The sequence below is a fragment of the Anabaena sp. CCY 9910 genome (assembly GCF_963920875.1).
Classification (GTDB): Bacteria; Cyanobacteriota; Cyanobacteriia; order Cyanobacteriales; family Nostocaceae; genus Trichormus; species Trichormus variabilis.
Map to the genome: position 1 here is coordinate 57,966 of NZ_CAWUDJ010000005.1, position 26,653 is coordinate 84,618.

Annotated in this window: 21 protein-coding genes; 10 read left to right on the plus strand and 11 right to left on the minus strand. The window is 39.9% G+C overall.

Annotated features, from left to right (window positions below):
- Nucleotides 1–32 precede the first annotated feature (32 nt).
- The 4 genes from ACM5QX_RS06230 to ACM5QX_RS06245 form a co-directional block, all read right to left on the minus strand.
- On the minus strand, nucleotides 33–722 hold the full coding sequence (locus ACM5QX_RS06230) for an urease accessory protein UreF (RefSeq protein WP_414752831.1): 690 nt from the start codon (nucleotides 720–722) through the stop codon (nucleotides 33–35).
- Nucleotides 700–1,143, minus strand: coding sequence for an urease accessory protein UreE (gene ureE / locus ACM5QX_RS06235; RefSeq protein WP_414752832.1), 444 nt, complete (start codon nucleotides 1,141–1,143; stop codon nucleotides 700–702). The genes ACM5QX_RS06230 and ureE overlap by 23 nt, the downstream gene beginning before the upstream one ends.
- 380 nt (nucleotides 1,144–1,523) lie before the next feature.
- Nucleotides 1,524–2,147, minus strand: coding sequence for a 4Fe-4S single cluster domain-containing protein (locus tag ACM5QX_RS06240; RefSeq protein ID WP_414752833.1), 624 nt, complete (start codon nucleotides 2,145–2,147; stop codon nucleotides 1,524–1,526).
- 105 nt (nucleotides 2,148–2,252) lie between these two features.
- Nucleotides 2,253–3,065, minus strand: a complete 813-nt coding sequence (locus tag ACM5QX_RS06245) for a radical SAM protein (RefSeq protein WP_414752834.1) — start codon at nucleotides 3,063–3,065, stop codon at nucleotides 2,253–2,255.
- A gap of 321 nt (nucleotides 3,066–3,386) precedes the next feature.
- Between ACM5QX_RS06245 and ACM5QX_RS06250 the strand changes: the two genes are divergently transcribed.
- Entirely contained in the window at nucleotides 3,387–8,330 is a 4,944-nt protein-coding gene (locus ACM5QX_RS06250) for a GAF domain-containing protein (RefSeq protein ID WP_414752835.1), read from the plus strand.
- Between the two features lie 300 nt (nucleotides 8,331–8,630).
- Here ACM5QX_RS06250 and ACM5QX_RS06255 read toward each other — a convergent pair whose 3' ends face one another.
- Complete coding sequence (locus tag ACM5QX_RS06255) at nucleotides 8,631–9,308, minus strand: HAD family hydrolase (protein ID WP_414752836.1); 678 nt, start codon at nucleotides 9,306–9,308, stop codon at nucleotides 8,631–8,633.
- A 135-nt stretch (nucleotides 9,309–9,443) separates the two neighbouring features.
- On the opposite strand from ACM5QX_RS06255, the gene ACM5QX_RS06260 reads away from it, so the two are divergent.
- Both ACM5QX_RS06260 and ACM5QX_RS06265 read left to right on the plus strand, forming a co-directional pair.
- Entirely contained in the window at nucleotides 9,444–10,220 is a 777-nt protein-coding gene (locus tag ACM5QX_RS06260; RefSeq protein ID WP_414752837.1) for a glucosamine-6-phosphate deaminase, read from the plus strand.
- 382 nt (nucleotides 10,221–10,602) lie between these two features.
- Nucleotides 10,603–12,138 (plus strand): hypothetical protein, encoded by a 1,536-nt coding sequence (locus tag ACM5QX_RS06265; protein ID WP_414752838.1) that lies wholly within the window; start codon nucleotides 10,603–10,605, stop codon nucleotides 12,136–12,138.
- A gap of 64 nt (nucleotides 12,139–12,202) precedes the next feature.
- Here ACM5QX_RS06265 and ACM5QX_RS06270 read toward each other — a convergent pair whose 3' ends face one another.
- Entirely contained in the window at nucleotides 12,203–12,652 is a 450-nt protein-coding gene (locus tag ACM5QX_RS06270; RefSeq protein WP_414752839.1) for a hypothetical protein, read from the minus strand.
- Nucleotides 12,653–12,842: 190 nt separating this feature from the next.
- On the opposite strand from ACM5QX_RS06270, the gene ACM5QX_RS06275 reads away from it, so the two are divergent.
- Together ACM5QX_RS06275 and ychF are read left to right on the plus strand one after the other, a co-directional pair.
- Nucleotides 12,843–13,052 carry a hypothetical protein gene (locus ACM5QX_RS06275; protein WP_011321291.1) on the plus strand — a complete coding sequence of 70 codons (210 nt, stop codon included), beginning with the start codon at nucleotides 12,843–12,845 and terminating at the stop codon, nucleotides 13,050–13,052.
- A gap of 21 nt (nucleotides 13,053–13,073) precedes the next feature.
- The gene (gene ychF, locus ACM5QX_RS06280) at nucleotides 13,074–14,165 is read left to right on the plus strand and encodes a redox-regulated ATPase YchF (protein ID WP_414752841.1); all 1,092 of its coding nucleotides are present in this window, start codon (nucleotides 13,074–13,076) and stop codon (nucleotides 14,163–14,165) included.
- 26 nt (nucleotides 14,166–14,191) lie between these two features.
- On the opposite strand, the gene ACM5QX_RS06285 is transcribed toward ychF, so the two are convergent.
- Nucleotides 14,192–15,112, minus strand: coding sequence for a hypothetical protein (locus ACM5QX_RS06285; RefSeq protein WP_414752842.1), 921 nt, complete (start codon nucleotides 15,110–15,112; stop codon nucleotides 14,192–14,194).
- Nucleotides 15,113–15,280: 168 nt separating this feature from the next.
- Here ACM5QX_RS06285 and ACM5QX_RS06290 point away from each other — a divergent pair, with 168 nt between their 5' ends.
- Nucleotides 15,281–16,384 (plus strand): glutamate--cysteine ligase, encoded by a 1,104-nt coding sequence (locus tag ACM5QX_RS06290; RefSeq protein ID WP_414752843.1) that lies wholly within the window; start codon nucleotides 15,281–15,283, stop codon nucleotides 16,382–16,384.
- Nucleotides 16,385–16,513: 129 nt separating this feature from the next.
- Here the strand turns inward: ACM5QX_RS06290 and ACM5QX_RS06295 are convergent, their stop codons facing one another.
- The 4 genes from ACM5QX_RS06295 to ACM5QX_RS06310 form a co-directional block, all read right to left on the minus strand.
- Nucleotides 16,514–17,206 (minus strand): SAM-dependent methyltransferase, encoded by a 693-nt coding sequence (locus tag ACM5QX_RS06295; RefSeq protein ID WP_414752844.1) that lies wholly within the window; start codon nucleotides 17,204–17,206, stop codon nucleotides 16,514–16,516.
- Nucleotides 17,207–17,327: 121 nt separating this feature from the next.
- Nucleotides 17,328–18,434, minus strand: a complete 1,107-nt coding sequence (locus ACM5QX_RS06300; RefSeq protein WP_414752846.1) for an iron-containing redox enzyme family protein — start codon at nucleotides 18,432–18,434, stop codon at nucleotides 17,328–17,330.
- Between the two features lie 194 nt (nucleotides 18,435–18,628).
- Entirely contained in the window at nucleotides 18,629–20,458 is a 1,830-nt protein-coding gene (locus ACM5QX_RS06305) for a peptidoglycan D,D-transpeptidase FtsI family protein (protein WP_414752847.1), read from the minus strand.
- 169 nt (nucleotides 20,459–20,627) lie between these two features.
- A complete protein-coding gene (locus ACM5QX_RS06310; RefSeq protein WP_414752848.1) occupies nucleotides 20,628–21,305 on the minus strand; it encodes a hypothetical protein in 678 nt (225 codons plus the stop codon).
- A gap of 479 nt (nucleotides 21,306–21,784) precedes the next feature.
- On the opposite strand from ACM5QX_RS06310, the gene ACM5QX_RS06315 reads away from it, so the two are divergent.
- The 4 genes from ACM5QX_RS06315 to ACM5QX_RS06330 all read left to right on the plus strand — a co-directional run bounded on the left by ACM5QX_RS06315 (nucleotide 21,785) and on the right by ACM5QX_RS06330 (nucleotide 26,641).
- A complete protein-coding gene (locus ACM5QX_RS06315; protein ID WP_011321283.1) occupies nucleotides 21,785–21,973 on the plus strand; it encodes a hypothetical protein in 189 nt (62 codons plus the stop codon).
- Nucleotides 21,974–22,605: 632 nt separating this feature from the next.
- A complete protein-coding gene (locus tag ACM5QX_RS06320; RefSeq protein ID WP_011321282.1) occupies nucleotides 22,606–22,944 on the plus strand; it encodes a hypothetical protein in 339 nt (112 codons plus the stop codon).
- Between the two features lie 361 nt (nucleotides 22,945–23,305).
- Nucleotides 23,306–25,594 (plus strand): 1,4-alpha-glucan branching enzyme, encoded by a 2,289-nt coding sequence (gene glgB / locus ACM5QX_RS06325; RefSeq protein ID WP_414752950.1) that lies wholly within the window; start codon nucleotides 23,306–23,308, stop codon nucleotides 25,592–25,594.
- A gap of 147 nt (nucleotides 25,595–25,741) precedes the next feature.
- On the plus strand, nucleotides 25,742–26,641 hold the full coding sequence (locus ACM5QX_RS06330) for a hypothetical protein (protein ID WP_414752849.1): 900 nt from the start codon (nucleotides 25,742–25,744) through the stop codon (nucleotides 26,639–26,641).
- The last annotated feature ends 12 nt before the right edge of the window (nucleotides 26,642–26,653 follow it).

Sequence of the window (26,653 nt, forward strand, 5' to 3'; positions counted from 1 at the left end):
ATCACTATACAAAAATCTTAAGAAAATAGATTTTAACTCCTAAACAACCTTGTATATTGGGTTTCGTGCTGCATACTGGCTAAAGATAAACCCCAACTACAACAACTAAGTTCGTCATCATTTAACGACATAATTTCTGCTGTTGCATGACTAATTAACGGTTGCAACTGGAGTAATAATTCTTGTCCTGCTGTTTGTCCAAGGGGGATGAGTTTGACACCAGCCGTAATTAAATTAGTTGCCCAACTATGCAGATATGCTAATAAGGCGGCTTGAATATTAATTTGCCAATGTGCAGACGCAATTCCAAAAGCGATCGCATAATTACAAGGATTACCTACAGCATTGGCTAAAGATAGAATTTCTGGTTGTATCTTACCAAGTAACTGCATGAGCGATCGCCCCATTTGCCAGCTAGAATTACGTAATTCTTGAGTTTCCCTCGCCGCAGATAACCAAATATTCCAATAGCATAAGGTTTCCAGATCACCAATTATGGCAGCTTGATATGCTCTCACCATCACCGCAGCTTCTAGACGAATCGCCCCATAACTTAGTTCAGCCTCTAACCATTGTTGCAGAGTTAATTGACTAGTAATTGTCCCACTTTCTACGAGTGTTTCTAATCCTTCCGAGTAGCTATAAGCTCCCACAGGTAAAGCAGAACTAGCTAGTTGTAAGATGTGTAAAAAATGGTGATCAGTGAGGGTGATGGTGTCCATAAGCTCCCAATTCTGGTTGAAAGGGGAGAATTTCTGCGGTAATTTCTAACCCCATGTGTTCCAACATTGTCCGCAAAACGGTATCAGGCGATAAGCGTAGATAAGTCGGGGTAATTTCTACAGGTACGTGACGATTACCTAAATGATACGCTGCTCGCATTAATAAAAGTTGAGTTTGAGCAACCGCCGTTAATACTGGTTCTGGTTTAGCCACAATTCTGATTAAATTGCCGTTGGTTTCATCTTGGAGAATATCCCCATCCTGCAAAACTGTACCTCTAGGTAAACGCAAAAACACAACCTGACCATCTTCTGTTTCAAAGCGATGACGAGAGCGACAGCGTTCTTCTGCTGTGAGAGGCAAGGTTAAAGTGACTGCTAAATTAGGATTGGGTGTTACAAGTTGCGTCAAAGTCAACATTATTTAGTCATTAGTCAATGGTTATTAGTCATTAGTTTAGAACCTATACCGTTTCCTAATGAAGATGTGCTTTATTCTTGACTGTAGAGACGTTGCATGCAACGTCTCTACATCGTTTAGTGGGTGTAACTTCATAGAGAATTGGTATTAGGCAATAAAGTTGGAAATTTTGATTCCCCGTTAAAAGATCATTGCCTAGATTTCTCACCAACTCTTGTAACCTTAGTCCAGAGTAGGGACGGGTTCACAAATATGCTCGAATCATTCACGAGTATTTTGCTCAACCCGCCCCTACTGTTGGTGAGAAATGCGGGAGGGATTGGAGCATTTGAGTTCATCAGTTCTATATTCAACAGCCAACAGTCAACAATCAACCATTATCAAGTCAATTCCAACCAACCTTGATAACCAGTAACAATACGGTTTCCATCTTTGAGAATGTGAACTTCTATTTGATCACTAGCCCAGGTAACTTTATCTACAAAGGCGGGGTTAAAAACATGAACTTTTTGATTTTTGGAGGAAACTGGAGAATCTGGAGAATTAATTGCTAAAGACTCCACAAATGGCCCATCAATTAAAATATCAAGTTGTTCTAATAATGCTTGAGAACCAGGGGGTGCTGATTCAGATTGTAGTTGTTTCAGGGTGAAGCCTGTAAAAGACATGACACTTAAACCCGCAGCTTTCAGCTTACGAGCTAATTCCGCCAATGCTGTTGCTTGATAAAAAGGTTCTCCACCGGAAAATGTCACACCTTGATTTTGCGGTTTGCTCAAAATTTGCTCAACCAGAGAATCTACAGAAACTAGTTGGTTGATTTCAAACGTCCACGAATCAGGATTAAAACATCCTGGACATTCACGGGGACAACCTTGTACCCAAACTACTGCACGACAGCCGGGGCCATTTACCTCTGACTCATCGATGTAACCCATAATGTTGAGATAGTCAGGGGGAATTTCTGGAAGTGTAATTGGTGGGTTGGTTGACTGAGTTTCCATCTGTTTCTCCTTGGAAGCGTTACTTGTTAACTAGTTGAACGACGAGGAAATATTGTTGGCGGTGGGTGTGGTGGTATATGAGTGAGACAGATTTACCCCATACCTCTAATTTACCGGGGCGCAACGTACGGGAATTTTTGTGGCATAGTGGATTGTGTCAGCCAGTGGCTTGAGGATATTCGCACTGAGACATTTAAGTTGACGTATACTATCTGAGAAGGATTCAATTGCATCATTTCCCCTAGCATCTAATTGTCGAACTAAAACACGGGGGCGAGCAGGAACGTTAAGTTGAATTTCCTGAGGATTTAGACGTTCTATCTGTTGGATGTAAATCTCTATCATTTCCGTTGTCCAGGGAGACAACACCATCGTTTGAATAGCGAGATTCCCTTGATATTCTTCTCGAAATTGCTCAATACCTGCAAGAATGTGCGGTAGATTAATTGTCGCTACAGGTTGATTGATGCGCTGCAATTGATTTGACGAAATAGCATCGAGTTTAACAGCCACAATATCTGCTGATTGCAAAGCATGACGGACTTTAGTGTCACTCAGCAAGGTACTGTTGGTTAAGACTACTGTTGGCCTTTGTGTTACCTGTTTTGCGATCGCCAAAATTTCCTCTAAGTTTAGTGCTAAAGTAGGTTCGCCACTGCCACTAAGGGTAACGACATCTACCTGGTCGTAAGGCGCAAGTGCTTGCAAATCCTCCCATAATTGGCTTGTAGGGACGAAAATCTGACGCTGACTGGTATGTGCTTGAATTTGCCCTAACTGACAGTAGACGCAGTTAAACGAGCAGGTAGATACAACCCCAATGGGATCGATACCAAGAGAATTTCCAAATCGCCAAGATTTGACAGGCCCATACACAGAGGAACAACTAAAATTTTTGGGGGATTGCATAGCACTCATATTTGTTCTATCACCGTAATGGCGATCGCCTAAGAGTCATTAGCAAAAATTTATAGCCATAACATGAGGAACTTGTGAGGCTGTTCAGACGAAGCAGCCGTTAAAAGTTCTCGTTCTTTCTCCTCTCTCCATACTCACCAGTCTTTTGTCATTTATGTAACAAATGTGCGTTATAGTTGTGAATAATTGTGGTGACAATTATTACTAATTGAGTTTTTTTGGCGATATTTTCGCCAAATTGCTGACTTTTCATGATTTTGATCACGTTTAAATTTTTTAGTTCGTTTATCTCTTTTAAAATTTGCTGCCTAATTTGATAGTATGCTCATAGATTATCAACGAACAAAAATTTTATTAATTGATAATTCTTTGGAAAATTGGCACTGTTTGTCAGGTTTTTTAGCAGAAACAAAGTACTCATTACAAAGGGTTAGCACTGCTAAAATATCAATCAGCAGTGTTAGTGAATTAATGCCTGATCTAATTTTAATAGATAGTTCTATTGATAAAATAGACGGACTTTCTTTTTGCCAAAATTTAAAGGCGGAGAAGTCCCTCCAAGACATATCTATTCTCTTGCTCACTTATATTGAACAGCTTTCTGAATATAGTAGTTATTTTCAAATAGGTGTATCTGACTTTATTAGTAAGCCATTACGCCAAGAAGAATTTTTGTTACGGATGAGAAATCAATTAAAAATTCAAAGCAAACAGAAAAATCAATTAGAAGAACCTCATCAGTCGTTTCCAGTTGTGGATGGTTTAATATCGTTGAATAACGCACTGAATCAAAATGTCATAAGTAATAAAAAAGAATGTTGTTGGCAACTATCAGAGTTAAATAACGAAGAAAGTATTAATCAATCATTAAACTCTCATTCGCTAGTAAGTAGTAACAGCAAGATTACAAGCTCAAAAAACAATACGCAGGAATACCAGATTAATACTGTCAAGCTGTGCAAACATAATTTAGTATTAACGAAACTGGCAAAAAATCCAATCCTATATCAAGGGAATTTAAAAACAGCCCTTGCAGAAATTACAAATGTTGCTGCTCATAATTTAGGCATAGAGCGAGCAAGTATTTGGTTATATGACGAAACACTTACTAAAATTCAATGTGCCGATCTATTTGAATATAGTCGCAATCAACACAGTGCAGGAATGTCTTTATCAGCAAAAGATTATCCCACTTATTTTCAAGCCTTGCATCAAGATGAAGCGATCGCCGCAGATGATGCTTATACAGATCCGAGAACAAAAGAATTTGCTCAATCTTACCTCACCCCTTTGAATATCACAGCCATGCTAGATACACCCATTCGTCTAGCAGGTGAAACCGTCGGGGTTTTATGTTTGGAAGCAGTAAAATCACCTCATCATTGGACACCCGAAGACCAAAATTTTGCTCGTTCTTTAACTAACTTAGTGTCCTTAGCCTTGGAAGCACGGGAACGCCAGCGTGCAGAAGCAGCACATCGGATTTCCGAACAAAAACTAGCATCAGCCTTCAGAGCATCTCCTGACCCCATTACTCTTTGTACTTATCCAGAAACACGTTATATCGAAGTTAACGACAGTTTTTGTCGCTTATTTGGTTATTCTCGTTCTCAAGTCATTGGTAACACCGATAAAGAATTAAATATTTGGGTAAATCTAGAAGAGTGCAATTTTCTGTCCCGAATTCTTGAAAAAGCCAAAGCCATTCGCAACCATGAAGTTGATTTTCGCACTAGCAGTGGAGAAATTAAAACGACGCTGTTTAGTGCGGAAATGATTGAAATTGATGGACAAAAGTACATCCTGGGTACAGCAAAAGATATTACAGAACGCAAGCAAGCCGAAGCGGAAAGCCGTTTATTACTATTAACAACCCAAGCGATCGCCCGTGCAGTTGATGTGAAAAGCGCCTTAACCTTGGTATTGCGGGTAATTTGCCAAACCATTGGCTGGGATTTTGGGGAAGCATGGACACCCAATCGTGAATCTCATGTTTTAGAACATAGTTTGGTTTGTTACTGCGAGGAAGCAAGTTTAGAGGAATTTTGTCACCAAAGTCAAAATCTAAGAATTGCACCGGGTGACGGACTACCAGGACGAGTTTGGCAAACCAAACAATCTGAATGGATTGAAGATGTTTCTCAAGTCAAGCAAGGACAATTTTTGCGATCGCCACAAGCAGCCAAAGTAGGTTTAAAAGCAGGTTTTGGTATTCCGATTATTGCTGGAAAAGAAGTATTGGCAGTTTTGATATTTTTCAAGCGCAGTTCTATCTCCATAGATAAGCGTTTACTGATGCTACTAGGTGCAGTCGCTACCCAATTAGGTAGCTTGATTGAGCGCAAGTTAATAGAATCTGCTCACAGAAAGAGCGAAGAACGTTTACAACTAGCCTTAGAAGCCAGCGATTTAGGGTTATGGGATTGGAATATTGCCACAGGTAAAATTTATCGGGACTGGCAATGGCAAAAGATGTTAGGTTACGCACAAGAGGATATAGAAGATGACGAACGAGTCATTCAGCAATTGTTACATCCTGAAGATTTAGCCGGAGTCACATCAGCCATCGCTGATCATTTGCAAGGTGTTACTTCCGTTTATGAAATGGAATTTCGGATGCGTTGCGCCGCCGGGGGTTGGAAATGGGTACAGTCTCGTGGCCAAATTGTGGAACGCGACGAACAAGGTCAGCCTTTACGGATGACAGGTACGACCAAAGACATTACAGAGCGAAAAATTTTAGAAAAAGAACTAGAATTGCGAGAAGCTCGTCTCAATGCCTTTTTCAGTGGCGCTCCTGTGGGTATGAGCATTTTCGATGATCAACTACGGTTTGTGCAAATTAATGAGTTGATAGCAGATATTCACGGTAAATCTGCTCAAGAACATATTGGCAGGACTCTGGAAGAGATAGCACCCCAAATCGCCCCTCTAGTCACACCATTCTGCCAACAAGTACTCTTCAATGGTCAACCAATTCTGAATGTAGAATTGAGTCTGCCCGCAGTCAACCAACCAGATAGCCTACGTCACTTTTTAGTTTCTTATTTTCCCATTCCTGGGGAGGGTAATCAGCTTTCTGGTGTGGGTAAAGTGATAGTAGAAATTAGCGATCGCCAACGAGCAGAAGAAGCTCTCAAAGAAAGCGTCGAGAGGGAAAGAGCGATCGCCCAAGTCATTCAACGAATGCGCCAAACCCTAGATTTAGATACCATATTTACTGCTACCACCGAAGAACTCAGACAAGTCCTCAACTGCGATCGCGCCGTAGTTTATCGTTTCGATTCCCAGGGGAGTGGTGAATTTGTCGCTGAATCTTGGGGAAAAGATTGGATTTCCCTCATGGAAACACATAAAAATGCACCCCATCTGACAGAAAATACAGTGCAAGACCAAAGTTGTCTGGCCAAGTTGTTAGAATACACACCACAATCTACCCCAGACAAAAATTTTCTCTGCGTTTCCGACATTTATCAAGCTGGATTTGGTTCTTGCTACATTGAATTTTTAGAGCGCTTGCAAGCAAAAGCGTATATTATTGTCCCCATTTTATCTGGTGATCAAGTTTGGGGATTATTAGCAACTTACCAAAACTCCGGCCCTCGTCAATGGAAAACTGGCGAAATTAACATTGTCATTCAAATCGGTAATCAGTTAGAAGTTGCTTTGCAGCAAGCACAACTGCTGACACAAACCCAAAGACAATCACAAGCCCTAGAAGCAGCTGCGATCGCCGCAGACGGAGCAAACCGAGCCAAAAGCGAATTCCTCGCCAATATGAGCCACGAATTGCGGACACCACTCAACGCAATTTTAGGCTTCACTCAAATTATGAGCCATGACAAAACACTGTCAAAAGACAACCAACAGAACCTAACGATTATTAACCGTGCAGGAGAACATTTACTAGACTTGATCAACGACGTTCTAGAAATGTCAAAAATAGAAGCAGGTAGAACCACCTTAAACATTAATAACTTTGATTTAATTCACCTCTTGGATAACTTGCAAGAAATGATGCAAGGCCGAGCCAAGGCAAAGGGTTTACACCTCAAATTTGAATACGCCCCTAACATAGCCCAACATATCCAAGCTGACGAAAGTAAACTACGTCAAGTCTTACTCAACATCTTAGGTAATGCCATCAAGTTTACCGAAACTGGCAGTATCATCTTACGGGTGAAAATGGGTGATGGGGAATGCTTATCGTCTCATAGGGAAGTCCGAACGGACGTGGAAATTGAGGGTAAGACAAAAACTCATCTCTCCATACCTAACACCCAATTCCCCATCACTAATCCCCGGTTCCTGATATTTGAAATACAAGATACTGGCATCGGCATCTGTGATGATGAAGTGGGTGTATTGTTTGAAGCATTTGGACAAACAGAAGCCGGTAGAAAATCTCAACAAGGTACAGGATTAGGTTTAGCTATTAGCCGTAAATACGTACAACTGATGGGGGGTGATATTAGCATTAGTAGTACTGTGGGGGTGGGGAGTACATTTAGTTTTCGGATACAAGTGGGTTTAGTTTCTGCCCATGAAATTCCCTGTCAGCCTACTGCACGCTCAGTCATCGGTTTAGCACCACAACAACAAGAATGTCGCATCTTGGTAGTGGATGATGTAGCAGACAGTCGATTATTGTTGGTGAAACTCCTGTCATCTGTTGGTTTTGTGGTGCAAGAAGCCGCCAACGGTCAAGAAGCTCTGGCTATATGGCAACAGTGGCATCCACAGTTAATCTTGATGGATATGCGGATGCCAATAATGGATGGTTACGAAGCCACCCACTTCATTCGTTCTGCTGAAACAGAGAATCACACCACCATACCCAACCCCCACACGATTATCATTGCTTTGACTGCTCACGCTTTTGAAGAACAACGCCAGGCAATGCTGCAAGTGGGCTGTGATGATTTAATTAACAAGCCGTTCTCCGAAAAAGAAATTCTAGAAAAGCTCAATAAATACTTAGGAATAAAATACCTTTATCAAGAAGACAGTTCTCAAACACTAAAAGCTAGGACAACAATATTTACACATGATAATTTGTTGCCTTTGTTATCTACATTACCAAGAGATTGGGTAATAAATTTATATAATGCTGCCGCCCAATGTAGCGATGATCTCATTTTAAAGTTAACCGAAGAAATATCTTGCGAAAATACTGCTTTGAAAGAGTATTTCGTAGATTTAGCCCATAATTTCCAGTTTGAAAAAATTATGCAGATAGTTAGTACTATCAAAGATGTTTCGTAATCAAAACTTATGTTGGCGTTAGTCTCTCCTTCTTTACGAAGGACTAAAGGAACACCAAAAAATACATTATCCGAAATTCATGGTTTGGTAGGGTGCGTTAGTGCGATAGAACCTAACTATACTCAGAAATTATTCACACTGACGCACTCTACATTTTGGATATTTTTTATCTGGAAGTCTCTAAACTAACAGTACTGTAGAGACGTTGCATGCAACGTCTCTACATTATTTATTCGGCGCAACTTCATAGAGAAGTGGTATAGCCATAGGCTATGCAGGAATATTTGATTGCTATAACCATCACTTACTACGAATTAAATCTGGCTCAATTAATGAGTTGAGTAATGTCCACAAATGTAAATCTGTAAAATCAGGAATCGCCATAAATGAGCCAACCTCCTGCAAAACATCAGGGTCTTGAGTAGAAGCAATCCCAATAGTACGAATACCTGCACCAACTGCTGCGCGAATCCCAGAGGGAGAATCTTCCAACGCGATCGCCTGTTCTGCTGAAATGCCCAATTTGCTCAAAGCAACTTGATAAGGTGCGGGATCTGGTTTACCTGCTACGCAATCATCAGCCAAGACAATTTGATGAAAACTTTCTGTTATCCCCAATACCTCTAACATAAACTCTGCATTTAATCTCGGAGCATTAGTTACTAAAGCACGTTTGAGTTGATGTACTTCTGTCCAAGCTATGAGTTCAGCAAATCCGTTTAATGGTTGAAGATGGGAGGCTAGTTCCCGAAACAAGGCTTCTTTTTCATCGGCAAATTCTCTACCTGCGGCTGATGATAATTCTGGCAGAATGTCCTTAACAATTTCCGGGTTTAAACGACCACTAATTCGAGATTTATAAAATTTTTCATCAATTTCTATGTTGTATTTCCACAACATTTGTTGCCAAGCTTGGTAATGTATAGGATCAGTATTGACAATAGTACCGTCCAAATCAAAGAGAATCGCAGTTAGCATGATTTTTGGATGTAATGTAAATAATTATTAACTTAATTTAGATAGTTTACATTGTTTTGTGTTCCTCAGTCATCTCCGACTCCCATAGAAGTTAGAGGTTAGATTAAAGGTATTACCCAGTCCTCAGTTCTCGATATGGTAGCCGCTACAAACTTTTTTCGTGTTGATCATCTGTCAGTCCAAATTTACAAATCTGAAGCCGACATGGCTCAGGATGTGGCAGCGATAGTACGCAAGTATCTACAATCTTTACTAGAAGAAAAAAAGACTGCTGCTGTGTTGCTAGCAACAGGAAATTCTCAACTAAAATTTTTGGATGCGTTGATAGCCTTGGGTGGTGTAGATTGGTCAAGAATTACCTTATTTCATTTGGATGAATATTTAGGAATTACGGCTGATCATCCGGCAAGTTTTCGCCGCTATATGCAGGAACGCGTAGAAAAGCGAGTTTTTCCCCAACAATTTCACTATATTGAGGGTGATACATTAGAACCCTTGGCAGAATGCGATCGCTATACTAAATTACTGCAAGCACAACCAATAGACTTGTGTTGTCTTGGTGTTGGTGAAAACGGACACTTAGCTTTTAATGATCCATCTGTAGCTAATTTCCAAGACCCTTACAGCGTCAAGCTGGTGAAACTAGATCCGGTAAACCGTCAACAGCAGGTTAATACAGGACAATTTCCTCACATTGAGAGTGTTCCTCAGTACGCTTTTACTGTCACCTTGCCATTAATCTGTTCAGCTAAAAAAATATTCTGTCTAGCACCAGAACAACGTAAAGCACAGATTGTCAAACAAATGCTACAAGGGTCAATTAGTAAAACTTGCCCAGCTTCTGTGTTACGCCAACAACCACAAGCAACTTTATTTTTGGATATTAATTCAGCTAACTTATTATCCTCTTAACTTTTCACGTTGCGTGTGATCTAATTTTTCCGGTGTTGATGTCCAGAGTTTTGCACCAGTTGGTGGTTAAAACCTTGGGCATTTAAATATTCAATGATTTCCGTCTTTAATACAAAAACGTATATTTTTTCACTAGAAAATATATAAAATTCTGGTGAGGTATTTGCCTAAGTCTTCACAGGAATTATCTGGACTAAATCGGTCTTAAGTTTTTGAGAACTTTATTATGGCAATTGATTTATAAAGAATCTGTATAGCTTGTATCTGACGTTCTTAATACAACCATTCTTTATATTACTATGACATTGATAATTTTCCGAAAAGTCAGGTTAATTAAAGAACCATGCTACAGCATATAAGTCTTAAAAAATTGAGCTATATCATGATTTTTTTATCTTTGATATGGGGAATTTATATTTTAAGTTTTGTTGTCATAAATTTCAGTGATTATAGTGGCGATCAAATCAATGATGCCTACAGAATTATGGCAACGTGGGATGGAAAATGGCCCACATTAGGTTCAGGCCCTACTGCTTGGTCAGGTCTGGTCGGCGAATTTTATCTCCCACCTTTATATTACTATTTAGTATTTCCTTTCACTGCCTTGACTGCTGATTTATCTGCTCAAGCAATGCCAAATGCTCTCCTTACCTTCTTTTCCATTCCTTTACTTATTTTAACAACTTATAAACTGCTGGAAAATGTTGAACATGATAAAAGGTTATTTCTATCAGCATTGGCAGGATTTTGGTATATCTGTCTATTTGAAAATATTGTCATGAGTACAGGTAATAGTATTGCTGGAAATCCCGTATCAATTACATTCTTTCTACTTTGTTTTGTATTACTATACACTTATCAACTGGAAGGTAAATCATCTTCAAAGCTAGAGTTATTGTCTTGGATAACTTATGGTTTTGTACTAGCAATAATATCAAATTTACACTTTTCTACTCTCTATGTAATGCCAGTAGTTTTTATCATTACGATTATTTTTTATGTTTCTATAAATTTCCGACAAAAGAGAAGATGGATGTTATCTGGTGTAGCTATTTTATCTGCCATCATTGCAATGACACCGTATTGGGTCGGTGAAATTGGCAGAAACTGGATAAACACCGCTAGAATTATCGCTGTGGCTACAAAATCTAGTAGCAGTAAAGAATATGGCATTTCACTGTTATCAAGATTCAAAGCTATATTCAACGGTTATTTTGGATTAGGTCAAGAAGTCTATTTTGCTGGCGAATCTTGGAAAAGTGGATTAATTTCCCTAATCTTTCTTGCTTTGATATTAGGATTGGGGATTATAAAATTTCGAGGCAATCGGATACTGTTAAATTTATTATTCTTAATCTGGCTGGTATTCTTAGCAGCCTATTCTTCCACAGATATGGAAAAGACTTATAATCCTACATTTTATAAATTGTTAATTTATCTGGCTCCTATCTTTTTCACGGTTTGTAGTTTAGCTTATCTAAATTTTTCCAAAAATTTTAATAGTTTTCTATCAGTATTTATCATCGCCTGTATTACTATTTCCTTGATAATTAATTTAAACTTACATCTTAATTATATAAGCAGTAGATCAGGTATTCCCAGGGTTCTGAGTACCCGTGATATAGCAGATAGCCTGAGAAATTTGCCTGAGAAATCTACTCTTTGTCAACCTAATGGCAATTATCGCAATCTGAGAAATGATGAGTACATTGACCGTTATATTACTAAACGAAGTTTGAATTTTATAGCTGAATGTCAAGCAGGCTTTTACATTATTCATACAAAATATGAATCATTAGGAAATTATAAGCTTAAAAAAAATGAAAATTTTCCCCAAGAATTGACAAAATATCAAGAAAAATCTCAAATCATTGCCGAAACTCCTTTATATTATGTTTATCGTCTATCGGATAGTTAAAATTTACACATACAAATAAATGGTTAGTTGGCAACCGACAACTGACAAATAAACTTTGATAAATTTAATAAGTAGATGTTAAACGCTCTGGAGAATGATTATTTTTGGGCGGCGATTTCATCCATTGGAAAGCCACAAGATTCAATAGTAATCCAATGAGGAATAACAGCACCATTAATGTGATTTGATACCAAATGATTTGTGGCAGTAGCAAATCTAATACTAAATGGATGAAATTTAAAACGCTATAAATTATGGTCAATCCAAAATGTACTAATCTATAGCGTTTGTTTTCAATGAATATATTACCAATGATTGCCAACATCGGTAGCACAAAAAAGCCCAACATTAACCACATAATTCCTGATATCTCATTGATATTTGTGGCTTTTTGCGATTCAATTACACTCAAACCGTGAAAAAGCGGCATTAAACCCAGTTGAGTATGAAATAAAGTTCCTAAAAGGAACACTATCCACAAAATGGCAATTTTCGTCGGATAATTTGTTGGCATATTATCTACCTAACTCCTTTCGCTAGAAACTTGCTCTAACAAGATTTACTTCTTAGTATACTGAGCAGGATTAAATGAGGACTCCTACATAGTTGTGAATTATCAAAGGGTTTAGGTATAGTCATTTAGGGGGATGGCAACAATTCAAGTTGTCATCTAGCTTGGGAAAGTCCCATGATTTAGATTTAGGATGATTTATCCCACAGCTATTTCGATTCCTGAGCCACAAATTCCCAACCCTGAACCAAACCCGCTACCTGGTTCTGAACCTACACCAGAACCAATGACTCCCCAACCGATACCGGAGCCTGTACCTGCTCCTATTCCCCAAACAGTTCCAGGGACTATTCCCCAAACTGTACCAGAACCTATTCCCCAAACCATACCGGGGCCTGTATAAACTCAAAATCCCACATCTAAAATGCTAAGAGCCGGAATTGTCGGACTTCCCAACGTTGGAAAATCTACTTTATTTAATGCTGTAGTCGCTAATGCCAAAGCAGAAGCGGCTAACTTTCCATTCTGCACAATTGAACCGAATGTCGGCGTAGTTGCAGTCCCAGATGAGCGGCTAAATGTGCTTTCACAAATTTCCGGTTCGGCACAAATTATTCCCGCACGAGTTGAGTTTGTGGATATTGCCGGCTTAGTGAAAGGCGCAAGCCAAGGTGAAGGATTAGGTAATCAATTTTTATCTCATATCCGAGAAGTTGATGCGATCGTTCATGTAGTACGTTGTTTTGAGAATGATGATATCATCCACGTTGCCGGTTCAGTTGACCCTGCAAGAGATATTGAAATCATTAGCATCGAATTGGGTTTATCAGATTTAGCTCAAATTGAACGCCGGATTGAACGCACACGTAAGCAAGCGCGTACCAGCAAAGATGCACAATTTGAGATCACAGTTTTAGAAAAGTTAGCTGCTGCCTTAAATGAAGGTAAATCAGTGCGGCAAATAAGCTTAACTGAAGAAGAAGCGGAAATTATTAAAGGACTGGGACTGTTGACAAATAAGCCGATTATTTACGCGGCTAATGTTTCTGAAGAAGAATTAGCAACTGGTAATGAATTTGTGGAAAGAGTGCGCCAAGTTGCAGCCCAGGAAAATGCTCAAGTTGTGGTTGTTTCTGCTCAAGTAGAAGCAGAACTTGTAGAATTACCGGAAGAAGACAAGGCGGATTTTTTAGAATCTTTAGGGGTAAAAGAAGGCGGATTAAAATCTTTGATTCGTGCTACTTATGCTCTATTGGGATTACGGACTTATTTCACCAGTGGACAAAAAGAAACCCGTGCTTGGACAATCAATGCAGGAATGTCAGCACCCCAAGCCGCAGGTGTAATTCACTCTGATTTTGAGCGAGGATTTATTCGTGCGGAAACCGTTGCATACAATGATTTAGTTGCAAATGGTTCTCTGAGCGCTGCAAAAGAAAAAGGGTTAGTTCGTAGCGAAGGTAAAGAATATATTGTGCAGGAAGGTGATGTGATGTTATTCCGATTTAACGTCTAATTATCAAGACGCGATTCGTCGCGTCTCTACAAAACGTTATCACCCAAACTATAAACATAAGCACCAAAGTTTTCATCATCTGTACCTACTATTAAGCCACCATCCGCACCGGGAATAAGTTCTATCCCTTCAATTTTATGGTGATTAAAGCGGTAGAGAGGGACTAATTGGGGACTCTGCCGCCAGCTAATTTGCCCAGAACTATTGCTTAAAGTTAAGTAACCAGCAACATAAATAGCTGATTTAAATGGGCCATTATCTCCTGCATCACTGGCGGCAGAAATATAGACAATTCCACCTGAATCTATTTTTATATCGGAAATGTGCCGCACGTTTCCAGAGGGAAACGGTACTTTGAGGTTGGCAGAATTTGTCGATGTAATTTGATATTTATTTAAATCTAAGACTCCCCAATAAACAGTAGATGCTTGTTCTCCTTCTCCTCTGTGCGCCCACATAGCAACTAATTTACCTTCTATATTTTGCAGGGCAAATCCTTCAAAATTACTACCCGGAGGTATTGCTGGTAATTCAAACTCCTTCGATACAGATATAGTTTTTTTATCAGAATTTAATTTAAATTTGTAAGCTTTGCCACTACTGCTTAAAGCAATAAAACTATCTTTTGTGTTGGGAATAGAAGTTAAAGCTTCTAAATCAATAGGTAATTGAGTATTACTTTGCCAACTTACACTCAAATATTCGGGTTGATTTTTACCTTTAATTGTAATGATTCCTAAACGTTCTTGATGGGCTTGTTTATTGTCGTGGACAACGAGAAAATCTAGAGACGAGTTTTGTTGGCTAATCAGTGCCATACCACTGATACCAAAAAGAATACTACCGCGAACAGGTCGCCAACTTTGTGCTAAAACCTGTTGAGATATGAGTAACAATGATCCCAAAATCAATATTTTGAGAATTAACTTTGATTTTATATATTTCATTAATAGTACTCTTGTGTGGAGAGTGATCAGCTAGGCTCTTGCGTTAAGCCATCGCAGATAACTGCCTAGTCTGTGCAATTAAAACAGATACATTTGCTAAACCGCAACAGTACTATTTGGGGTAAGATAGTTTTGTTAGATTATTGAGAATTTTTTCTATTAGATCCTATGGTATTTTCATTCGGCATCGAACATGAAGTCGCTTTTCTCAACAGAGAAGGAAAGTTGGCAGATTTTGACTCTACAACATTTGCAGAGTTCAATCAAGTCGTAGACAGATTACCCATATACCCTAATGATCATTTGCAATTACGCGTGGGTGATGCAGGCATTAGAAAGAAGCGATGGTATATTGAGGGGTTTGAAAGATTTGCTGATTCAGATGAGGTAATTGATTGTCTGTCAAAGGGCATAGAAATTAGAACAACCATTCATTCTAATATTCAAAATGCCATCACAGAACTATCAGATAGTTTTAATTTATTATGTGAAGTTGCGGCTGAATTTGGCTTTTCACCAATATTAACTAGCTTTCATCCTTATAAAACATCTTTTGCACCCAATCCACCATTAAATGAATATGAACTTAAGCAGTTACAAACCGATCCTGATGATCAAACTGCTAACATTTATATGGTTACATACGGGCCAGATTTAAATATTTCTGTTGCCGATTTACCCCATGAACGTGTAATTGATATCGGCAAAAAGTTAACATATTACAGTCCTTATATTGTGCCTTTTAGTTACAGTTCACCTTTTTATAATGGCACTTTATGGGAAGGATTATCAGTCAGGACTTTTATTAGAACAGGCAAAAGACCAGCAACTTTAATATTTGTTCAAGGAAAAGAGCAACTAATTAATAGTGTGCCAGCATTAACCAAAATTGCTCGCCTACCTGCGGAAGTAGGTCGTATAGAATTTAAAGCTTTTGATAGTTGTGATGACTTCTCTATTTATGCAGCATTGCTGGCGCTATTAAAAGGTTTAGTTATAGATGAATCTCTGCCAGGTAGGGCTACTGTACCTGATGCGGAATTACATAAACTGTCTGCAAAATTGGGCTTTGATGATGAAGATATTTTTACGAATGCTGCAAAAATTTTGCAAGCTGCTGAGGTTGCCCTGAGAGATGATCCAGATATTGCTCTATTAGCACCATTAAAAGTAATGTTGACAAAAAGGAGAACAAAATCTCATACACTAATAGAATTATTTAAAAATTTAGGTTCAATAGAAGAAACATTAAAGTGTACCTATCAGACGTAGGGGAATCCAATTTGATTCTCAAAAGTCTATGAGTGCTGTTAGGGTGGGCATTACCTACCCTATGATGATTAAGCGGCATTAATCACCAACACTAAGGATATTTCAGATATCAGGAATAAATCCCATCAATTACAAACTCGTCATCACTTGGGTTAACTCTTGAGATAAATCCATCACAGATGCTTTTTTTTGGAATAAAACACCAGCCAAAAAATAATATTCTTTAGAATAAAACGCCATATTATTTTTTCGTAGTTTTTCTATATGATTTTTAACTTTTGTTTCTGAGCTATAGTAACCAAATTTTAATGGGAGAATTATAAAGTTACTAACGTTATATCCATTATTTTGTGCCTGCTTAATTGTACTGATAGGATTAGAAAAGCTAGAGACTAAAAGTAAAGCATTTTCATAACCTAAACATAAAAGATCATTAGTAACTGTCGCCCCATCTTCACCACCAAATAATAAGGGCATATAAATATCGGCATCTGGTGCTGGTAAATATGGCGGATTGGCGATTAGATAGTTAGCTTCAGGTGTACTAGCTTCAAATAAGCTGGAGTTGTTAACTACATATTTATCAGTAAGATTATATTCATCAATCGTTAAATTTGCGGCTTTCCATGCAGAGGTATTTAACTCAAAACCATATATAACACCATTGAACTGGTTTCTTAATAATGAGTTGATTACAGGGCTACCATCACCAGAACCAAATTCAATAATGGCATCAGATTGATCACTATTCCTGAGAATAAAATTTTCTAGGCAGTTTGAGTAGAAATTAGACTCTTCAGGACAAAAGAAAACATCTTTCATGAGATTTCGCCTTAACTTTAATGTCATCAAAATTCAACAAAAATTTAGACACGAGATTACTTCTTTAGCGATAGATTTTTCACTAAAGAAATGATGCTATTAGCGGAAAATTCCTAAGCTCTTAATTAATTGATTCAGCTTGGCGAGTAGACCTGACAACAGCTTCAGCCGCGCGATCGCCCATTAATTTTTCCTGGTCATATCCCAGTACTAACTCCCAAGCATCATCGGGATAACGTTGTGCTAAAGGCAAAGCCACATCGTCCAGCATCCAGCGTCCGTGGCGTTCATCTTCCCTGATGTGCAATTCCCAATAACCCATCGCTGCATTTGATAATCCCAATCTTTGTGCGGCTGCGAGATAATTGCGATAAGCCGCAGGCCCAGCTACTTCAAAATAGGTCAATCCGCCACTGTAACGCAGGTAATAACGTCTGCGTTCAGTCATCAAGAAATTGTGATTGGCACAAGCTAAAACTTCCCAAGGGACTAAATCAAAGTATGCTTCTGGTGTGGTGTTCATACCAAACTCAGCCAACATCTGAGCAAAAAAGGTCGAATGCTTACGAGATAAACGCCCGTTGCCATACTCTTCCAGTAGCACCCGCACGAGGGTACACTGCACCTCATTAGCTGCGCCGCCTAAAATTCGGGAAAGACGACTACCTTCAACCAAACCATCGAAAGAACCGATCGCCAACAATTGACGGTAGCCAGCTTCGCTCATCTCTTCACGAATATAGCGACTAGCGGCTGATAGTGGCGGGTCTAAATCAGCATCAGCACGGTCTATTAATGCTTGTCTGACATCTAATTTTTGTATTGCAGCGACATCTACTTGTGCAAGTTCCCACTTTTGCCAAGCAGCCTCAATTTGGTTACGACATGAAGATAAATAGAGCGATCGCTCATTAGTATACTGTCGCAAATCATCAAACCAAAACAGATTAAGCCGATTAATCCGATAGAGAATCCGTTGCAAAAACTTATGTGCTAACTCATCTTGGCACTCATGTTTATAAGCCCCATGAATTGCCCTGGAAACCGCCTGTTCAAAATCACTGACAATTGCAGCTTGTCTATCTAAGTTATCGTCTAAGTCCTCAGTTGCCAAAAGTAATAAAAATTGCTGCTCGGCACCTTCGTAATCAGTAGAATCTGTTTCTTTGACTTGCGTACCTGGCCTTACAACCTCGACAATTGGGAACATAACTAAATTGCTTTGCATGGAATCTTCAGAGACTTGGCACAGGCGTGAAATTAATTTCACCCTTAATATCTAAGATTCCACACGAGTAACATTGTCTACCTCTTTCTCCGGTAATAAAGAAAAAAGTCATTGGTTGTTAGTCAGTTGTCAGTTGTCATTAGTTCTTCCCCTCTGCTTCCCCTGCTCCCCAAAAGGAATTCCACCTTCCCCATTTAAGGTTTTTCCTCAATTGGCTGGCTGGGTGCAAGGCGTTCAATGGGAATTAGTGCTTCCATAACAGATTTAACAATTGGGGCTGCGACAGTTGAACCGTAGGCGTTGGCTCCTTTTGGCTCATCAACTAAGGCCAAAATTACGTAGCGGGGCGATTCAACAGGTAAAATAGCAACAAAGCTAGTAATCCGAGCGCCAACGATGTAGCCGCCGTTAGGACTGGCTTTTTGGGCTGTACCTGTTTTGCCGGCGATGCGATAGCCAGGGATTTGAGCAACCTTGCCAGTACCTTCGGTAACTACCGTTTCCATCATTTCCACAACTTTTTGGGTCGTTGCGGCTGAGAAAATTTGCCTTGGTGCTGGGTGATTGGGTGTGTAGTGGATTTGTCCTTTAGTATCAATTAGTCCCCGGACAACATGAGGTGTCACCAATTTACCACCGTTAGCTAAGGCACCGTGCATCTGCACTAATTGTAAGGGTGTTAAGGAAAAGCCCTGTCCAAAAGAAGTTGTTGCCGGTTCAATGGGGGAGTGAATAAATTTTTCTTGACTTTTGAGTGTGCCACTGACCGCAAAAGGTAAATCTGTATCTACTGGTTGTCCCAGTCCTAAACGTTCCAGCCAATTGTAGTAAATCGAAGGTTTTAGGCGTTGGATCATTTGCACCATGCCAATATTGCTGGAGTTTTGGAGAATTTGAGCAATATTGATGCGTCCGTAACCGTTGCGTTGAGCGTTTCTAATCGTATGAGAACCGACGCGAATTGCACCGGAATCATTAAACACATCATCTGCTTTGATTACACCATTTTCCAGAGCGATCGCCACATTCAATGGTTTAAATGTCGAACCAGGCTCATAGAGATCAGCCACCGTCCAGTTTTTGAACAGCGAAATATCCGCTTTCGAGTATTCATTCGGGTTATAAGTAGGTTGAGATGCCAAAGCGAGGATAGAGCCATCCATCGCATCCATCACAATCACGGCTCCTCGTTTCCCGCCAAACTTTTCTAGCTGTTCTTTCAGCGCATTCCTGGTAGCCCTCTGCAAACGACTGTCAATAGTCAATTGCATCCGCAAATCGTCAGAATTTAAAAAACCTTCAGGAGCATAATCAGGCATCAAAGCCCCATTACCCGCCCTACTTAAACGTACTGTTTTCACAGAACGTTCTAGCCATTTCTCTTGGCTACGTTCCACACCCGCCTGACCACGACGGTCAACGTCTACATATCCCACTACATCCGCCACTAAATCATCCTGGGGATAATAGCGGGAATATTTGGGAATCATTTCCAAGCCATCTAAGCTTAATTTCCTGACGCGCTCGGCCAGTTCCTCTGGTAAAGAGGAGGTCAAAGTAATACCACTTTTTCGACCTTGAAAAATCTTGACTAAATCAGCAGGGTTTCTATCAATAATAGGAGCTAGGCGATCGCTTATTTCTTCGTTCGTCTTTTTAAATAGCTTAGGGTGGGCATATAAAGTATAGACAGGGCGGTCAACAGCCAACACATTATCATTGCGATCCACCACCAAGCGGCGAGGCATATAGGGGCGCAAGCTTACCATTTGTTGGTTTCGCGCTCTTTCTGTCAGTTTTGCTCCCTGCAAAATTTGCAAGTTATACACATTAATTGCCAACCCCAGTCCAGCAGTCATTAATATGCCCCAGACAATCAAAAGTCTGGTTTTGGCACTTGTTAATGGCTCTTGGGCATTGGGGGCGATTGTCTTCATTGCCACCTTTTGCGGTACCCTTTTGCGCCTGGTGAACTCCGGCTTTTGAAACTTTCTAAACTTCAATCTACTTGGTGACTTTTGCATTACTCTGCTCAGTTAGTCAGTTGTGAGTTATTCAGTTTTTAGCTATTAGTCTCATCACAGGTGTGAACCACAATACCACATACTCGATAGCTGTTTACATGGAAAGTCCACCTCCATGAACTTTGTTCATCGCCAGGCATAAAAGTGGTTTTTCCCGCTCCCCATGTTATTAATATCCCAGTCGTGGAGAATTTAATGGTTGCGCTTGTTGATTCGCTGTGGAACTAGGAGATACTACCTCTGGTTTCTGAGGTAGTGGAGATAAGAAAATAGTCCTAGCTGGAGTTGGTGATATTAATCCCGCAGATGGTGTTTCTGCTTCCTCAGCCATTTTGTGAGTTAGTGTCGCGTTAGTTGTGGTAATTTGTCGCTCATCGCGTTGTAGCTTTTGTAGTCGGCTGTAACCTTGACTCCACAATTCCTGGGTATATACTGTCAATCCATAAACTGTTAAAGTTCCTGCTACTAATAAAAATGCGGCGATCGAAGAGTAACGATGTATGCTGTGTAGTCGCAGTAACCATAAAGGTAATGCTTTGGCAGTAGGTACAACAGGCAGGTGCTGTGAATGTGATTGAAGACCTCTTTGTCTGCGATTGGACTTGGCTGTGAGATTAGAAGTTTGTTGTGTTGCCGGACTCTGTACCCTTGTTTTCCCAGAGAAAGATACATTGTTCGAGGAACGTCGCTGTCTTGCTGGGGGAATTAATGCGGGTTCGGTGGCAAGTTTAGAATCATTGCTCATTATTGACCCCGGACTAGTCCGCCGCTTTCTTAAAGATGAGGTAGAACCTCGCCGAAACCAACCACCAGTTACAGAAACATCCGATTTGCGAACAGCAGCCATAATTTTTACAGATATAAAATAATGTATTCTAGACCGTTTATCTGATTTTGCTAAGGTTGAACTCGCCTTTTTTGTGATAAGTACACTTAATGTTAGATAAGTACTTGAGCAAAATAAGCTATGACGCTTTTAAATTACATAGTCACTTGTATGGTTTGCTGACTGCTGACAGTTAAATGTCAACAGCCAGCACGAAAAGATGTGCAAGTTCAATGCCTGACAGCTTATCAAAAAGGCAAAGGTCAAGGAAAAGGGAAATGAAAAGAATCGCTTTTCTATACTTAGACTAAGCACTTCCCAGTCCCTAGCCCCTAATCTCCAGCGTCTTTGTCAATCCAGGGCATACTAATCAGTCTTGTACATAATAACTAAATCAAATAAATATGTAATATGTGCGGTTTTAAAAACTTGCAATAAATAGGTTATCGTATTCAACAGGCGAAAAATTTTATTGCCACAATTGGTGAAAGAGGAGTTATATGAGAACTAAAATCTTTGGTTTTGCTCTAATGTTAAGTCTGGCTGCATTTCTCGGAGCTTGCGAAGGCGGTGGCGGTGATCAAACAACCCCTGCTACAGGTGAGCCAACTGACACTGGCGCGGCTACCCCTGCGGCAACTACCCCTGCGGCAACTACCCCTGCTGCTAGTCCTACTACTACCCCCTAGATAATTGATAACCTTTCCAAGAAAGATTTCTAGTAAGTCTTTCTTTCATTGGTGGAGGTCATGAGTTTGAACAAAAGTACTAGCCTCATCAAGTAGCAAAAAGTTGTCTATTGGAAAGGCAGAAGGCAAAAGGAGAGAAAAGCAGCAACAAGCGGTGGAAGTTAAAAACCTCTTGGCAAAGAGCAAACTTATTTTCTCAAGCCTTCTCCTCTCTGTCTTTCTTCTATCCAAATTTACTTGGAGCTTATTCAAACACAAGTTTTAAGTAATATTGTAGTTTAAGACACTCTTAATCAAAGCTTATTACTTGGCTAACTGTTAAATATTATACAAAACTGAAAAATTAATCTGCCAGTATAATGTGACGTTACATATAAAAAAATTAAATATATTACAGGAATACTACTGTTGTCCATTTTGGTGCCGAAGCTTTTGAGTAATTTATTTATGTCATAAGAATTAGTCATTATTTAAATTCATAATTAAAAATCACCTCCGTTCCTGAAAGAATACCAAAGTCCGACTATATCTATAAAATAAGGTCAACTATATTTGGGTCGTAGTTAAGTGTTTTAGTTCCTTGGCAATTGAAGAACAACATAAATACGACACAGATGTATCTGAGGTCATTAATGCAGAACTTCACAAGACATCCCATGAAGTGGATAAGACTATCTATTGTCGCTCTCAGCAGTAGTATTTTGGTTTGGTTGAGTGGTCATTGGGGAAATTCAGTCTTGGCGCTATCTCCAGTCAAGGATATCCCAGAAGAAATATTACGAACAGAAATTATTATAGATGCGCGATCGCCCATAGATGGCCAGCCTCTCACTGCGGCTGAGTATGCACAATTACAAGAACAACTACAAATCAGCCCTCCCCCGAAACTTAGCACCAACATACGACAAACTATTTTCCTGACCCGTATGCGTAAATTTCTGCTTCAGTTTTTCCCCTTCTTAAATTTGTGAGAATTGGTCAGTTGTCAGTTGTCAGTTGTCAGTTGTTTTTGGAATGGTTTAATATCTTATCCCTTTTGGGTGGCTCATAACTTACCCATAAATGTTTGAAACCCTTACACCCCTACACCCGGTCTCAGCAGAAAATCTGGGTGCCTAAGTCCTATGGTTTTTACGTATCTTTTCCCAAGGGTACAAGCTGCGCGAATGCTACTGACTACTGACCACTGACCACTGGCAAAAACTCCATCCCAATGACACATTGTGCGATACGATAACGGTGGCGACAAAATTGCAAATAAATGTAAAGAATATATATATACAAAATTCAATTTAGTCAACCAGTTTATTCTACGTAGGTAGCTTAATGCCCATGACCACGATCGCTCCTGAACAGGTTAACCGCATCGTCTGGAACCAGCATCATGATCCTTTTGAAATCCTCGGTTCTCATCCCATAGAACAAAACGGCAAAAACGTTTGGGTTGTGAGAGCCTACCTACCAAATGCCAGTGCAGCATGGGTCGTTCTTCCAGAACAACGGCAAGAATACGCCATGCAGACGGTGCATGATCCACATTTTTTTGAATGTATTATTGAAACTTCCGAACTATCAAACTACCAGTTAAAAACTAAAGAAGGAGAACATGAGCGTGTTTCCTACGATCCTTACGCTTTTCGTTCCCCTCGTTTAACAGACTTCGACTTACATTTGTTTGCTGAAGGTAATCACCATCGCATTTACGAAAAACTGGGAGCGCATTTCACAGAAGTAGATGGCGTTACAGGTGTTTACTTTGCAGTTTGGGCCCCCAATGCTCGAAATGTCTCTGTATTGGGAGATTTCAACCTCTGGGACGGACGTAAACATCAGATGCGTAAAGGCGCTACCGGCGTTTGGGAATTATTCATTCCCGAAATAGGGGTAGGAGAGCATTACAAATATGAAATCAAAAATTTTGAAGGGCATATTTACGAAAAATCAGACCCCTTCGGTTTTCAACAAGAAGCCCGCCCCAAAACAGCCTCAATTGTTAGCAATTTAAATTCATACAACTGGAGTGACGAAAACTGGTTAGAACAACGTCGTCATACAGATCCTTTAACCCAGCCGATTTCAGTTTATGAAGTACACCTGGGTTCTTGGTTACACGCTGCTAGTGCAGAACCAGCTAAACTACCTAATGGTGAAACTGAGCCTGTAGTCATTGCTTCAGAACTCAATCCAGGCGCACGTTTTTTAACATATCGGGAACTAGCCAGCAGACTCATTCCCTATGTTAAAGAACTGGGATATACCCACATAGAATTATTACCAATCGCCGAACATCCTTTTGATGGGTCTTGGGGTTATCAGGTAACAGGATACTACGCCCCTACTTCGCGTTTTGGGACTCCTGAAGACTTTATGTATTTTGTTGATCAGTGTCACCAAAACAACATTGGTGTAATTGTCGATTGGGTTCCTGGTCACTTCCCCAAGGATGGGCATGGTTTAGCCTTCTTTGATGGTACTCACCTATATGAACACGCCGACTCCCGTAAAGGTGAACATAAAGAGTGGGGGACTCTGGTTTTCAATTATAGCCGGAACGAAGTCCGCAACTTTTTGGTAGCAAATGCCCTGTTCTGGTTTGACAAATACCACATAGATGGTATTCGTGTTGATGCGGTGGCTTCCATGCTTTATCTCGACTACTGTCGCAAAGAGGGCGAATGGTTACCTAACCAGTACGGTGGTAGAGAAAATCTAGAAGCAGCAGATTTTCTGCGTCAGGTAAATCACTTGCTTTTTAGCTATTTTCCTGGTGTGCTTTCCATTGCGGAAGAATCCACAGATTGGCCGATGGTGTCTTGGCCTACCTACACAGGTGGTTTGGGATTTAACCTCAAGTGGAACATGGGCTGGATGCACGATATGTTGGATTATTTCAGCATGGACCCTTGGTTTAGGCAATTTCACCAAAACAACGTCACCTTTAGTATGTGGTATAACCACAGTGAGAACTTCATGCTGGCTCTATCCCATGATGAAGTCGTACATGGAAAGAGCAATATCATCGGTAAAATGCCTGGTGATAAGTGGCAGAAGTTGGCAAATGTGCGTTGTCTGTTTGCCTATATGTTTGCTCACCCAGGTAAGAAAACCATGTTTATGAGCATGGAATTTGGGCAATGGAGTGAGTGGAATGTTTGGGCTGACTTGGAGTGGCCTTTATTACAGTTTGAACCACACCAACAGTTGAAAAAATTCTTCACGGAACTGAATAAACTTTACCGTTCTGAACCTGCTTTATACACTTTAGATTTTGCTAGGGAAGGGTTTGATTGGATTGATTGTAGCGATAATCGCCACAGTGTAGTCTCGTTTATTCGCCGTGAAAAAGATACTGAGAATTTCGTTGTGGTGGTTTGTAACTTCACACCCCAGCCTCATTCTCATTACCGTATTGGTGTCCCAGAAAAAGGTTTTTACACCGAGTTATTCAATAGTGATGCTCGTCAGTATGGCGGTAGCAACATGGGTAACTTAGGTGGTAAGTGGACTGATGATTGGTCGATGCACAGTCGCCCCTATTCACTGGATTTATGTTTACCACCTCTGGGAGTTTTGATTTTGAAGATGGATAAGGAAAAAACGGCTAAAGCATCAGGTTCTTAAACAATACATCACATTGTTTTTATCTTAGGGATGGGCTAGGCGCTCATCCTTTACTTTTGTCAAGCATTTCCAATAATCGCTCTAAAATAGATATACTGCACACAAGCATAAAATGATCCGGTAAAAATCTAATTTTTAAGCATCGTAATGAAAACGATAACTTCACTTTTTAGCGAAGAAAGTAATCAACTTCAGACAGAGATTAATAACTTAAGTAATATTGAAGATGTAGTTAAACTCGTTCAAAATGAACTTGACAATCTAGAAAGAATTTATATTAGCGAACTCAATATAACTCAAGTGCGTTTGGCTGCATTTTTCTTAGATGTGTTGCGTCAGTCAATCCCCACTCTTGCGGCAGTTGAAATTGCTCAGATTGAGGCAGCAGAACATCAACAAATTACTAATCTGGCGTTTACGTCTTCCCCCAATAGATTAATTTTGAAAGTGCTAAAAGTACTACTTTATGCAGGTATTTTATGTTGGTTATTTTATCTAACAAATACCACTCCAGGCGCATGGATGGGGATTTTACTGGCTTCTGTGCTGCTAGGATTGGAGGTGGTGCTGCAACTTGATAAAAATGGTTCAAGCTTACCGGAGGTCAGGGAACTAACTAAACCTATCCTCAAAGTAGATAGCACAATTCTGTTAGCTCAACTGAGTGATGCACTCAACACTATCGATTTAGTAGTTGCTAGATTTGCTGACTCTGACAAAGCCAAAGATGAACGGAATATGGAAGAATTGCCGGAACTCTTGAATTTCTTGCAAAGACTTATGGGTGCATCGTCTTTGAATAAACCCCAGATGGTGATGGAACTAACGAAACTTTTGCCACAAGTTTTGATGTCTCAAGGGATTCGCGCTCAAATTTACCAAGCAAAAGAACCTGATAGCGATCGCACTTATTTTGACTTTGAGCCAAGTATCGACCCTGATAACCAAGATTATGTCACGATTACGCCAGCTTTGTTGAGAGGCGATCGCTTGCTAAGACGGGGTAGGGTAATTGAGCCAGCATACTCGCAAGCCAGAGAATCATAGACAATATGTAGT